Here is a 13,382-nt window from a genome sequence, read left to right on the forward strand (position 1 = left end):
GCTATGTTTTTAAATATTGCGAAATGCTGAGAAATATTGCGAAATATGGCGAATATAGCTAAGTGATGCAAGGTAGCGTTAAGTAGTGCGAAGTTGCGCAAACTAACGTGAAGTAGTGATAAGGAGTGTGAAGGTGAAGCGTAAGTATAGGCTTGTCTCGGGTTGTTTAGTTGTGGCTCTTGGTTGCGCGTGTGGTTTAAGCGCGTGTGGTGAGCCTTCTGCTAGCGATATGCCTGCTAATGGTGGTTTTGAATCTACTAATGCTTCGGATTCTGCAAGCAGTTTTTCCGTTTCCGATGACTCCAGTAGTAAGAATTTGTCAAAAAATGTATCTCTTAAAGAAGTAGCTAAAAAATGCAACTTCGAGCCATTGAAATCTGATGAAAATGATTATCTCTTTGATGCAGTGCTTATAAGTGGAGACCAAGATGCTTCTGGAGAAAAATTTAAGAAAGATTATGCTTGTGCTATAAAAAATGTTAATCCTGGAGACCCAGTTGCAGAAAAATTTAGCGATAAGTTAGAATCTTCAGATATCAATTCTATTTCTGTTAATCTTGAAAACTATGACAAATATATGCCACCATATTTGGGTAACACTTATTACATATACCCTACTTACGAGGGTATAAAAATAGTAAAACTTAAATAAGCATTTTTATTAGCAAATCATCCGTTTGATGTCAAAAATATTATTGAGTTAGTTTCGTATTTCATAATATCGGCATCAGCCATTGACTATTAGATTTTTATATGTATCAATAATGGAGTTATTAGTAGTTATGAGTAGAGCAAAAAAATTTATATATTTTGTAGCATCTTTATCAATAGCATTAACGGGTTTATCTGGTTGCGGTGAGAATAATGATAAAATAAATTCTTCGAGTCCGTCGGGAGATCCCATTAAGTCGTTGGCTGCAGAGTGTGGATTAAAAGTCATGAAGGATCCTGTATATTCTAAATATAATATGGCAATTATTAATGGTTTTAAAACGATTAATGATTTTAATAAAACTAAGTTGTGCTTGCTAAAATCTAATATTTCTACTGCAAATAAAGATAATATGTACATGACAGGTACAACTGACGGGGAAACTTCTTTTAGATATTTAAATTCGGATGTTGTTGCAATTGCGCAATACAATGCTGAGCCTGAAGATCCAAATGTGTACTACTGGGCATCTCCTTTAGTAAAGTTCAGTGGCAATTCCGATGAGGCACATCGTTATAATTATATTTTTATTATGACGAAAGAAGATTTTAACAAGTTCAATCTTGATCAATTAGGTCGAAAGAAATAAATATTGCGAAATTTTTTAAATATTGCAAGGTAGTGCGAAGTAGCGCGAAGTGGCGCCAACTAGCGCGAAGTAGTGATAAGGAGTGTGAAGGTGAAACGTAAGTATAGGCTTGTTTCGGGTTGTTTAGTTGTGGCTCTTGGTTGCATGTGCGGTTTGAGCGCGTGTGGTGAGCCTGCTCAAAATAGTGGCACTGCTGTGGGTCCTGTTAAAAATGGCACTAACTCTTCTAGAACTGTAACTATTAGAGAGGCAGCTATTGCATGCAATATCCCTGAATGGCAAGTCTCATCTGGATATTTGGAACATACTGCACTTTCTTACCAAGAATACGTAGAAGATCCTGGTTACGTTGATGATAGCAAAATACCTGAGTATTCTAGAGAAAATAGTAGTCGTCTTTTGCATTCTTTGACTAAAGTTGTTCCGTGCGTTATCAAAGAATTAAATCCTGATGATCCTAAAGCTTTAGAATTAGCTTCTAAAGTTGAGAGAACATTCAGCAAGTACAATCCTGATAATCTTAATGACTACTTTAAAGAAAATGACCTCTCGTTTATTAATTATGTTGGACGTTCGTATGTAATAACGTCACGCCCTTATAGAGGTATTGAGTTTCATGCTTTCAGTGTTGACGATTTTAATAAGTTAAATTCTAAGATGAATCATCGAACACGATAGTAGTAGTTTTTATTTGTTGCGAAGGAGTTGTTTTAGCATGTTTAAGAGAATAGTTGCGTCTGTTGCAATGGCTGCTGCTGTAATGTGTTTGTGCAGTTGTGGTGTTAACAGTAATAATGGCAGTGCTATAAGTAAAAACAATGGCGCTGTTGGTTTAGTTGCTAATAATTGTGGCATAACAGAGTCTGCTAAGGAGCCTTTATATAATAAGGAAGATGTTTATATAAATAACATTTTCTCGTCTTTTGATGATTTTTCTAACAAAGCGAACTGTTTAGCTAATTCTATTGCTCCGAATGATTCTTTTTTGAAGGATGAAGTAAAAAAATTGAGAAAGGATTATGAGGATAACAAGGAAGGGGTAAGTGTTTATTTCCATGGCGACTATGGAGTATTAATGAGATATACCCCTTCCGATAAGTGCGGTGAAATATATAATCCAGGTATGTTTACAAACATTAATTCCCACATCGACTCATCTAAATATTGTCGCGTTATACTCTTGATTAGTAGAGATAGTGTTAACGATATGATTCAATATGGTAACTCTCGAAAGAATTAATTAAGCATTGCTAAGTTGTAGTGCGTTTTAATTTTGCGTATGTTGTTGGCGTTAAGAATCTTGAGCGGAAGCTTGTTGAGGCTGGTGTGCCGAGGATTATGCGCGTTGGTTGATATCGAGTGCTTTTAGAACGCGCGGTGTTGTCGTTTTTCGACATTGGCGCAGATGGCGTTCTGCGTTAGGGTCTCTGGTTGCTTGTTTTGGGACACTGGTGCAGTACTGTTTCTGCGTTAGCGCGACGACCTGCTTGAGCGCAGCATAGCGCGCGCGAAAACAATTCGGATCGCTGAGCTTGCTTAGGGTTGAAAGCACGGTGTGCTTTCAACGCAATAGATGTTCATATTCGCTTATTGCTGTTATTTTCTCAGTTGGTTGACTGAGTTAGTAACGGTGTTGTGCTTATTATCGTTATTAGTGCAGCATGTTTTCTGCGTTAGTAACTTTTGAATGTACAGAGTATATGTACATGCGCTTATTCACATTAGAGTAGTAAAATGCTGATTTTGGGGTAAATTTGCGAAATAAAATTGTCGATTTTGGGGTAATCTGCTAAAATAAAATTGTCGATTTTGGGAAGAAAGGCGGAATTACAATGGTTTACGAAGGTGATAAATCAACCCTAAAATTCCCACGCAAAATCTACTCCGAAATGCTCGCCTGGAAGCGCGAGTCCAACGGTAAAACAGCGCTGCTTATCGAAGGTCCGCGTCGCGTGGGCAAATCGACAATCGTAAAAGAATTCGTCCAAAATGAATACGAAAGCTACATTATTGTTGACTTTTACACCGCATCGAAAGAAGTAAAGGAACTCTTCGACGATCTTTCGGACGTAAACTATATTTTCTTGCAGCTGCAACTAGCGTACAAAACAAGCTTAAAAGAGCGAAAATCTTGCATTGTTTTCGACGAAGTACAGCTTTGCCCCAAAGCACGTCAAGCCATAAAAGCTTTAGTAAGCGACGGCAAATACGACTATATAGAAACCGGTTCGCTAATTTCTATTCATAAAAATGTTAAGGATATTCTTATTCCGAGCGAAGAACACAAGCTGAAAATGTATCCGATGGATTATGAGGAGTTCACTCGAGCGCTTGGTGATGAAGTTACGATTCCGCTTCTGCGTAAACTATATGATTCTAAAAAGCCAATCGGTCAGGCTGCATACAGGAAGATTCTGAGAGATTTTCGTCTTTATATGCTGGTTGGAGGGATGCCGCAAGCTGTAGAAAGTTATATTGAGACTAACGATTTTAGTGCTGTGGATCAAGTGAAACGCAACATTCTTTCACTGTATGAGGATGATTTTAGGAAGATTGACGCAACTGGTAAAATTTCCGCGATTTTCGACGCTATTCCGGCACAACTCATGTCTAATACGTCGCGATACCACGTTTCTAGTGTTCTTGCTGGGAAAGGTGCGGATGATATTCTTGAGCAACTCGCACAGTTAAAGGATTCCGGAACCGTTCTCATTGCGAATCATACTTCTGACCCTTCTGCAGGAATGGCTCAATATAAGGATTTGACTAAATTTAAGCTTTTTCTTGCGGATACTGGATTGTTTGTTACGCTGGCTTTTAAGGATAAGTCGTTTACGAGCAATGATATTTACGCGCGATTGTTGAGCGGTAAGTTGCAAGCGAATCTTGGGTACGTTTATGAGAATATGGTTGCACAAATCTTGAGTGCGAATGGGCACGAGTTGTATTATCACACTTTTGCGGAGGATCTGATTGACGAAGGCGATTTCGCAAGTGGTGATGGCACAAGTGTTGGTGCTGCGATTAGTACGGAAAAGCGTGGCAGGAGCAATTACGAAATTGATTTTTTGATTGCGGAAAATAATAAAATTGTGCCGATTGAAGTGAAAAGTTCTGGCTATAAAACTCATGCTTCGCTTGATGTTTTCTCGAACAAGTTTTCTTCGCGTATTGCGCGCGAGCTGCTGATTTACACTAAAGACTATCAGCGCGTTGGTGCGATTGAATGTTTGCCGATTGTTATGGCTGAGTTTCTGTGAGCGCGACGACCTGCTTGAGCGCAGCACAGCGCGCGCGAAAGCAATTCGGAGCGCCGAGCTTGCTTAGGGTTGAAAGCGCGGTGTGCTTTCAACGCAAGCGAGGTCTGCCTTCGTCGGTAAAGACGAAGGCAGGGCAGGTTAGTGTGGTAATTTATTGGGAATTTAGTTGTGTTTTGTGTGCGCTGACGACCTGACTGAGAGCTGCTGTTGAACATTTGCAGTAAGTTTCCTTGGCATTTGTTTTCTAGCGTTACTGTTAGTTTTTATTAATAATTTATTATGTTTTTGCTAATTTATTGGTTTAAAATAATAAGTATAAGTGCATATATATAACTTACTCATTTGCAAATTTTTAATTGCAAATGGGTAAGAGAGTAGAGGAATAGCTTATGAAATATTGCAACCTATGTGGAGCAGGTAACAAAGATGATTCTATCTTTTGTGACTCTTGCGGTGGTTTAATTGATGGCAATAATCGACAATATGACAACACGCAAACGCAATATACGCAAGCTGTTCCAACGCAGGCTGTTCCAACGCAGGCTGTTCCAACGCAGGCTGTTCCAACGCAAGCTGTTCCAACGCAGACTGTTCCAACGCAGACTATTACTACACAGTATTCTCCAACTCAGGTGTATCAAAATACTCCGCAATATGAATATGGTTATGAAAATCAGCAATATGGTTCTGATTATGCGTATCAAGCAGACGCTATGCCTCAGCAGAATTATACTCAAGCTTTTGAAGTTCAAGACTATGATGCGATGCTTAAAAAGTCGAGAATAAAAAAAATAAAAATAGCATCTTGCATCTTTGCTGCTCTTGTTGTTTTGCTTGGCGGTGCGTATATCCTTATTGATAATTTAGTTTATTCTCCTACAGCTGTTGCTAAAAAGTATATGGATATGATTTCTGCGGGTCACTATACTAATGCCACTTCTGAATATGAGAAATCTCTGGGATTAAGTGGCTTCCAAACTAACGGTAGTTATGGTTTATTATATGATAATTACGCTAATGAATCTAAGCCTTCAGGATTTGTAATTAACTATACGTCCCAATATAAATGTATTGCAGGATTGTCCAAAAGTGTTGATGAAACCCGAAATTTTGCGTCAAGAGGATTAAATGTAAATACGGATACTTGTTACAAAGTTAACGTAACGTATGAAGTTAATGGCAAAAAAGTAAATAAGAATTTATTGCTTAGACCTAGTGGAACGGACTTTTTAGTTTTTAAAAAGTATGTTATTGATATTGGATCTTTAGCAGATGAGATTAAGGTTGACAATGTTTCTAGTATTGGAAATATAAAAGTTAACGGTGAAAACTTTGCTATTACAAATTGTTCATTATATGATGATTCGTGCACTTTGCTTGTTTATCCTGGCGTTTATCATTTCACGATATCCGATAAAGATGGAAATGATCATACTTATAATGTTGATACTTCTGAGCAAAGTCAAAGTGAAATAGGTTCAGATTTGCCGAATCCTTATGATGATTATTCGTCTGACGACGATTCCTCTTCTGACGATTATGACTCTTCATCGGACGATGATTCTTCGTCAGACGACGATTCCTCGTCAGACGATAGTTCTTCATCGGACGATAGTGGCACCAATAGCAGCGATTCGTCGTATGGCGATGACGACAATGATTAAGCTGTATTAAGCTGTATTAAGTTGTAATCTATTAAGTGATTAAGCTGTATTAATTAAGTGAGTATTAATTAATTGATTAGCTGCTTGAACACTTTGTAAGTTAAACAAAACCGCATCCTACTTAGGAATTCTCCAAAAGTGGGATGCGGTTTTATTTATGTTTTAAGCGAAAAGTAAGACGCTATATAAGCATCAGGCGTTTACGCGATCGATGCCGGACTGCACGTCAGCAATCACGGAATCCCAAGACTTGATGAAGGCGGCAACACCGTCAGCCTCAAGCTTGTCGGTAACGTCCTTGATGTTGATGCCAAGCTCAGCGAGCTTGTTCATAACAGCGTGGCTCTCTTCGTAAGTACCCTTGACGGAAGGAGCGCCGTTGCCGTGATCAGCAAGAGCGTTCAAAGTCTTCTCTGGCATGGTGTTAACAACATGCTCAGCAACCAACTCGTCAACATACTTGCAATCGGAGTAAGCTGCGTTCTTGGTACCGGTAGAAGCCCAAAGTGGACGTTGCTTCTTAGCACCCTTGGCCTCAAGCTCAGCCCAACGTGGGTCAGCTGCGAACTTCTTCTCGAAGAGTTCGTAAGCCAAGCGAGCGTTAGCAACAGCAGCCTTGCCTTCAAGAGCCTTAGCTTCAGCAGAACCGTTAGCTTCGAGGAGCTTGTCAACAGCGGTATCAACGCGGGAGACGAAGAAGGAAGCTACGGAACCAATGTGCTTCAAGTCGTGGCCGTTAGCGGCAGCCTGAGCGATACCTTCGATGAAGGCGTCGATAACCTGCTCGTAGCGCTCGAGGGAGAAGATCAAGGTTACGTTCACAGAAATACCCTTAGCAAGGGTAGCGGTGATAGCTGGAAGACCTTCCAAAGTTGCAGGAATCTTGATCATAACGTTTGGACGATCAACCTTTGCCCAAAGCTCTTCAGCCTGCTTCTCAGTGTTAGCAGTATCGTGAGCCAAGCGTGGGTCAACTTCGATGGAAACGCGGCCGTCAACGAAGTCGGTCTTTTCAGCGATCTCGCGGAAGATATCGGTTGCGTTACGAACATCGGTGGTGGTCAACTCGCGAATAGCGGTTTCAACGTCGACCTTGCCGAGTTCCTTAAGCTGTGCGTCGTATGGGCCAACCTGGCTCAAAGCCTTCTGGAAGATGGATGGGTTGGTGGTAACGCCAACAACATTCTTATTAGCAATCAAATCCTGCAAAGAGCCGGACTCAATGCGGGTACGGGACAAATCGTCCAACCAAATAGAAACGCCGGAATCGCTGGTGCGCTGCGTTGCTTCAGTCATGTTATCTCCTTAACACTGTGCTCCACCAATTGGGGCACGTCGGTAGTTTGGCGTTTTTACAAGAAACAGCGGTTGATGTCGAACCAACGGTAGCTCGGCATCAACACGCCGTCGCTGTTTCTTGCGAAGTGTTTCGTTAGCACTTCTAGTTTTGTGACATATCAATTTTATTTTGATACATCAAGCTTTATTTCGCTTATTTACTTAAGCGCGAGCTTCTTCGATAGAAGCCTTAGCAGCTTCTACTACGTGCTCAGCAGTAATACCCAAGTCGATCATGTTCTGACCGCCGTCACCCTGCAAGCCGTACTGTTCGATAGAAACAGCCTTGCCGCAATCGCCAAGATACTTGTACCAAGGCAATGCCAAGCCAGCTTCGATGGAAACGCGAGCCTTGACGGACTTTGGCAAGATTTCTTCCTTGTACTCTTCGTCCTGCTCTTCGAACCATTCGAGAGATGGCATGGAAAGAACGCGAGCCTTAATGCCTTCAGCTGCCAAAGTCTTGGCACCAGCAACAGCCCACTGAACTTCGGAACCAGTTGCCATGATGATTACGTCTGGAGTGCCTTCGCAATCAACCAAAACGTAAGCACCGTGCTTTACGCCTTCGCGAGCCTTTTCAGCGGTCTCAGCGAGTGTTGGAACGCCCTGGCGGGTCAAAATCATAGCGGTTGGGTAGCTGTTCTTCTTCTCGAAGAAGTAACGGTAAGCTTCAGCAGTTTCGTATTCGTCTGCTGGGCGCACAACCTCAAGCTGAGGAATAGCGCGGAAAGCAGCCAAGTGTTCGATTGGCTGGTGAGTTGGACCATCTTCGCCCAAAGCTACGGAATCGTGGGTCCAAACGTAGAGGTTTGGAATCTCCATCAAAGCAGCCAAGCGAACTGCTGGGCGCTCGTAGTCAGAGAACTGGAAGAAGGTGCCGTTGAATGGGCGAGTGTCAGAACCAAGCAAAATACCGTTGGTAATAGCACCCATTGCGAACTCACGCACGCCGAAGTGGAGCTGACGACCGTACTCGGAAACGTTTGGCCAAGTGCGAGTTGCATCCTCGGATGGACCGAAGGAGTCAGCACCCTTAATGTTGGTGTTGTTGGAGCCGCCCAAATCAGCGGAACCGCCCCAAAGTTCTGGCATAACGGCAGCAATTGCGTTAAGAACTGCGCCGGAAGCCTTACGGGTAGCAACCTTAGAGCCAACTTCGAAGCCAGCAACCAAGTCGTCAATAGCCTTGTCGAAACCTTCAGGAAGCTTGCCAGCCTTAAGACGCTCGTAAAGAGCAGCCTTGTCTGGATTGGCAGCAGCCCACTTTGCAAGAGCTTCATCCCAAGCCTTGTGCGCAGCCAAACCGCGCTCAGCAACCTTACGAGCATGAGCCAAAGCTTCTTCGTCGATTGGGAATGCAACTTCTGGGTCGAAACCGCAAAGTTCCTTCAAGCCCTTAACAGCTTCTTCGCCAAGCTTGGAGCCGTGGGAAGCTTCGTTGTTGGTCTTGCCTGGGGTTGGCCAAGCAATCAAAGTATTAACCTTAATGAAGTGAGGCTTATCGGTAACTTCCTGAGCCTTTTCAATAGCTGCAGCCAAAGCCTGAACGTCTTCCTTGTAGGAGCCGTCTGGCTGGATGAAACTAACTTCATCGGTGTACCAACCGTATGCACGGTAACGAGCAAGAATATCCTCAGAGAAGGTGAGCTTAGTGTCGCCTTCAATCTGAATGTGGTTTGCATCGAAGATTACAGTCAAATTGCCAAGCTTCTGGTTTCCAGCCAAGGAAGCAGCTTCAGAAGAAACGCCTTCCTCAACGTCGCCTTCGCCGCAGATAACCCAAACCTTGTGATCGAATGGGGAAGTGCCAGCTGGAGCTTCTGGATCAAGAAGACCGCGCTCAAAGCGCTGGCCGTAAGCGAAACCAACAGCAGAAGCAAGACCCTGACCGAGTGGGCCAGTAGTAATTTCGATGCCTGGAGTCAAGCCATATTCTGGGTGACCTGGAGTACGCGTGTCTGCACCGCCACGGAAATACTTGAGATCGTCAAGAGTCAAGCCGTATCCAGAGAAGAACAACTGCACGTATTGCGTAAGCGAAGCGTGACCGCCAGAAAGAATAAAACGATCGCGGCCGGCCCACTTTGGGTCAGCTGGATCGTGCTTAATGAAATGCTGGTACAATGTGTACGCAATCGGTGCTAATGAAACAGGGGAGCCAGGATGTCCGTGTCCTGCTCGCTCAACAGCATCAGCCGAGAGAACCTTCGCCATCTTTACGGCGCGCTCGTCTAATGCAGACCAGTTGAAATCGGTCATGTGATCTACTTTCCTTCCAATAATCCGGGTTTTTAAGCACAGCTTACGCTGGCTTTTTACCCTCTCATTGCCCTTCAATCCTATCTTTCGCGCGCGACGAATATGTTACAAAGTGTGTCAAAAGTTTGCTTTTATGTTCTGTTGCGTGCTAAGAAATAGACTACTATAGGAATATAGTATTTAGAGTGTTTGTAAGGAGTGGTAATGCAGTCACGACGCATGATGATTTTGCGCGCAGTTGTTGAGGATTATATTCGTTCTCAAGAGCCTGTTGGTTCTGCGGCTCTTGCAAAGCATCATCAGCTTGGTGTGAGTTCAGCTACTATTCGTAATGATATGTCGGCTTTGGAAGAAGAGGGATACCTTGTTCAACCGCACACTTCTGCAGGTCGTATTCCTACTGAAAAAGGCTATCGCTACTTTGTTGACGGTTTGGCTTCTGTTATTCCGCTTTCTGAACCGCAGCGTCGCGCTATACGTAACTTTTTAAGCGGATCTGTCAGTTTGCAAGATACTTTGCAACGTTCCGCACGTCTTCTCGCAAGTATTACAGGTCAAGTCGCGCTCGTAGCATCTCCAGCATTGTCTAAATCAAAAGTAAAAAGAATTGAGATTGTTCAAGTATCGTCTTCTACGCTTTTGGTTGTTGTGATTACAGATGCTGGAGGCGTAGCTCAGCACATGATTCAAGCAACTAATATAAATTCAGATGACTTATTGCATCTAACTAATATGGTTAATGAGTGCTGCATTGGCCTATCCCTTTCATCTGCTTCACAACGCGTTTATGCGCTCGCAAATCGCAAGGAATTAGCGTCAGCTTTGCAAATTATTAGTCAACTTGCTAACGCTTTAGAAGATATGCATGACGGTGAGCATACTCACGACTTATATATGGCTGGAGCTTCTCAACTTGCGCATAGACAAAGTATTGTTGATTTTGCTTCACTTTTTGACGCACTCGAAGAGCAGGCTGTTATTATGCGACTGATGACTTCTTTAAGTGAGGAAGCAAGCGATTGTGCAAGCGGTGTTAGTGTTGCAATCGGATCGGAAACGCATACTCCTGGTTTGCTTAACGCTTCTGTTGTAACAAGCGCTTACGGCTACAATGCTGATTCTGACTCTGCGTTTATTGGATCAATTGGTCCTACGCATATGGATTATGCTGCAACTATGACTGCTGTTAAGGCTGTTGCGCGCTACCTTAATTCGTTTATATCCGAAAATTCATAAAAACGTGGCTGGTTTATAGCTGGTTATTCGGCTTATGTCTGGCTGTGCCTTATGCAAAAATGATTTTAGAAAAAGGTAAAAGGGGAATTAATTGACTGATTACTACAAAGTTCTAGGCGTTGATCACAATGCTAGCGACGACGAAATTCGCAAAGCCTATCGCAAAATGAGCCGCAAATATCATCCTGATATTGCAGGCGCTGAGTTTGAAGAAAAGTTTAAGGAAGTAAATGCTGCCTACGACGTGCTTTCTAATCCTGAAAAGCGTCGAATGGTAGACATGGGTGTTGATCCTAACGATCCTTCTGCAGGAAGTGCCGGAGCTTCAGGCGCTGGTTTTGCAGATATGGGCATGGGCGACATTTTCAGCCAATTCTTTGGTGGTTCTTTCGGCAATTCGCAAGGACCAATTTCGCGTGTGCAGCCTGGCGACGATGCATTAGCTGAGGCTCGTATTGATTTGAAAACCGCTATTTTTGGCGGAAATGTTAGCGTACGTTTAACTACTTTTGGCGTTTGCAAGGATTGCTCTGGTTCCGGTTCTGCCGACAATTCCGCTCCAGAACAGTGCTCTGTGTGTCACGGCTCTGGCTTCTGCCAAAAAGTTGTGCGCACTATGCTCGGTCAAATGATGTCTTCGATGCCTTGTGAACATTGCGAAGGTCATGGCACGATTATTAAGAATATTTGCCAAAATTGCCACGGTCATGGTCGCGTGCGTTCAATTCGTGAAGTTGGTGTGAACGTGCCGGCTGGAATTCGTGACGGTAGTCGTTTGCGCTTAGCTTCTCAAGGAAGCGTTGGTGAGTGCGGCGGTCCTGCAGGCGATTTGTACGTTGATATTCATATTCGTGCGGATAAGCAATTTACTCGCAACGAGGATGATTTGCATTGTTGGATTACAGTTCCTATGAGCTGGGCTGTTCTTGGTCGCAGTCTTGAAATCGACACTTTTGATGGTGCTCAGAAAATAACGATTCCTGCAGGATGCCAAAATGAAGACACTATTACTTTGCCAAATCTTGGTGTAACGAAGCTTCGTTCTAAAGATCGCGGAAATATCGTGGTTCACGTGCTAGTGCAAACGCCTTCTAAGTTGAATGATGAAGAGCGTTCTTTGATTGAAAAATTTGCTAAATTGCATGATAGTTCTGTGAAGCAAGTGCAGCAGCATTCATTAAGTGATCAGTCGAGTGAGCGTAAAGGTTTCTTTAGTAAATTAAAGGAAGCTTTTGCCGGCTGATTTTACGGATTTAATTTACTGCTTTAAATGGATTCAATACGTCTTTAATTTACGGCTTTAATTTACGGCTTTAATTTAAAATAGTGGGGAAATATGGCATTACCAATATTGTTTGCTGGAACTCCGGAAGTTGCGGTTCCATCTCTTCGCGAGTTAGCTAAAGATAGTGAGCATTTTGATGTTCGCGCTGTTCTTACGCGGCCGGACGCTCCGACTGGTCGAGGCAGAAAGCTTGTGCCAAGCCCTGTGAAACAAGCTGCGCTTGAGCTCGGTTTGCCAGTGCTTGAGTCGGATCCTAAAGATGAAGATGTGTTTCTTGGACAGCTTGCGGCAACCGGTGCAAAAGCTGCAGCAGTTGTGGCATACGGAAAGATTTTGCGCCAGAACGTTTTAGATGCGTTGCCACTCGGCTGGTACAATCTTCATTTTTCGCTTCTTCCGCAATGGCGAGGTGCAGCTCCTGTGCAGCGTGCCATTTGGGCTGGGGATGACATTACAGGTGCTACGGTTTTTCGCATTACGCGCGGCATGGATTGCGGGCCTATTTTGGCGCAGTTTACTACAAAAATTGAGCCTCACGAAAATTCTGGCGATCTTCTTGCTAGGCTTGCAAACGACGGCGCGCCGCTTCTTGCAGCATCTCTTCGTGGCATGGAAACTGGTGAAATTGTGCCGGTTGAGCAAGATCAAACTCTTCAAGAAGTTGCGCAAAAAATCACTGTTGAAGATGCTCATATTGATTTTCACGCGCCAGCTTTTGCGGTTGACCGTCAAATTCGCGCTTGCACGCCAAATCCGGGAGCGTGGTGCGAGCTTCATGCGGATGATGAACATAATGCGGATCCGATTACTTTGCATGTTTTACGCGCAGTTCCGGCAGATACTAACGATTCGCATGGTGATGAATTGATGAAGCTTGATCCTGGAAAATTGCTCGCCGGCAAAAAGCAAGTTTGGGTCGGTACTTTAAGCGGCGCACTTGAGCTTTTGGAAGTAAAAGCGCAAGGTAAGAAAGCTATGAAGGCGGCAGACTGGGCGCGCGGAGCTAGGCTTTCGGCAGCAGCTTACTGCGCATAAA

12 protein-coding genes are annotated in these 13,382 nt (G+C 43.4%); 9 read left to right on the plus strand and 3 right to left on the minus strand.

Annotated elements, in window-relative coordinates; all coding sequences use genetic code 11:
- Positions 1-127: 127 nt before the first annotated feature.
- The gene (locus tag AC1EKT_RS01125) at positions 128-652 is read left to right on the plus strand and encodes a hypothetical protein (protein WP_481615913.1); all 525 of its coding nucleotides are present in this window, start codon (positions 128-130) and stop codon (positions 650-652) included.
- A 75-nt stretch (positions 653-727) separates the two neighbouring features.
- Here the strand turns inward: AC1EKT_RS01125 and AC1EKT_RS01130 are convergent, their stop codons facing one another.
- Complete coding sequence (locus tag AC1EKT_RS01130; RefSeq protein ID WP_481615914.1) at positions 728-940, minus strand: hypothetical protein; 213 nt, start codon at positions 938-940, stop codon at positions 728-730.
- Here AC1EKT_RS01130 and AC1EKT_RS01135 point away from each other — a divergent pair.
- The 5 genes from AC1EKT_RS01135 (at position 939) to AC1EKT_RS01155 (ending at position 6,225) form a co-directional block, all read left to right on the plus strand.
- Positions 939-1,301, plus strand: coding sequence for a hypothetical protein (locus tag AC1EKT_RS01135; protein ID WP_481615915.1), 363 nt, complete (start codon positions 939-941; stop codon positions 1,299-1,301). The two genes, AC1EKT_RS01130 and AC1EKT_RS01135, sit on opposite strands and share 2 nt — an antisense overlap.
- An 84-nt stretch (positions 1,302-1,385) precedes the next feature.
- Complete coding sequence (locus tag AC1EKT_RS01140; RefSeq protein WP_415682902.1) at positions 1,386-1,979, plus strand: hypothetical protein; 594 nt, start codon at positions 1,386-1,388, stop codon at positions 1,977-1,979.
- A 37-nt stretch (positions 1,980-2,016) separates the two neighbouring features.
- Positions 2,017-2,541, plus strand: coding sequence for a hypothetical protein (locus AC1EKT_RS01145; RefSeq protein WP_421789811.1), 525 nt, complete (start codon positions 2,017-2,019; stop codon positions 2,539-2,541).
- 592 nt (positions 2,542-3,133) lie between these two features.
- On the plus strand, positions 3,134-4,561 hold the full coding sequence (locus AC1EKT_RS01150; protein WP_481615916.1) for an ATP-binding protein: 1,428 nt from the start codon (positions 3,134-3,136) through the stop codon (positions 4,559-4,561).
- A gap of 389 nt (positions 4,562-4,950) precedes the next feature.
- A complete protein-coding gene (locus AC1EKT_RS01155) occupies positions 4,951-6,225 on the plus strand; it encodes a zinc ribbon domain-containing protein (protein WP_481615917.1) in 1,275 nt (424 codons plus the stop codon).
- A 192-nt stretch (positions 6,226-6,417) separates the two neighbouring features.
- On the opposite strand, the gene tal is transcribed toward AC1EKT_RS01155, so the two are convergent.
- Both tal and tkt read right to left on the minus strand, forming a co-directional pair.
- On the minus strand, positions 6,418-7,521 hold the full coding sequence (gene tal, locus AC1EKT_RS01160) for a transaldolase (RefSeq protein WP_032842482.1): 1,104 nt from the start codon (positions 7,519-7,521) through the stop codon (positions 6,418-6,420).
- Positions 7,522-7,725: 204 nt separating this feature from the next.
- Positions 7,726-9,825, minus strand: a complete 2,100-nt coding sequence (gene tkt, locus AC1EKT_RS01165; protein ID WP_481615918.1) for a transketolase — start codon at positions 9,823-9,825, stop codon at positions 7,726-7,728.
- A 219-nt stretch (positions 9,826-10,044) separates the two neighbouring features.
- Between tkt and hrcA the strand changes: the two genes are divergently transcribed.
- The 3 genes from hrcA (at position 10,045) to fmt (ending at position 13,381) form a co-directional block, all read left to right on the plus strand.
- Positions 10,045-11,061, plus strand: a complete 1,017-nt coding sequence (hrcA, locus tag AC1EKT_RS01170; protein WP_391496472.1) for a heat-inducible transcriptional repressor HrcA — start codon at positions 10,045-10,047, stop codon at positions 11,059-11,061.
- Between the two features lie 91 nt (positions 11,062-11,152).
- Positions 11,153-12,304, plus strand: a complete 1,152-nt coding sequence (gene dnaJ, locus AC1EKT_RS01175; protein ID WP_481615919.1) for a molecular chaperone DnaJ — start codon at positions 11,153-11,155, stop codon at positions 12,302-12,304.
- A 93-nt stretch (positions 12,305-12,397) separates the two neighbouring features.
- The gene (fmt, locus tag AC1EKT_RS01180; protein WP_415682907.1) at positions 12,398-13,381 is read left to right on the plus strand and encodes a methionyl-tRNA formyltransferase; all 984 of its coding nucleotides are present in this window, start codon (positions 12,398-12,400) and stop codon (positions 13,379-13,381) included.
- Position 13,382: the final 1 nt, after the last annotated feature.

Source organism: Bifidobacterium sp. C0047B3, from assembly GCF_056590535.1.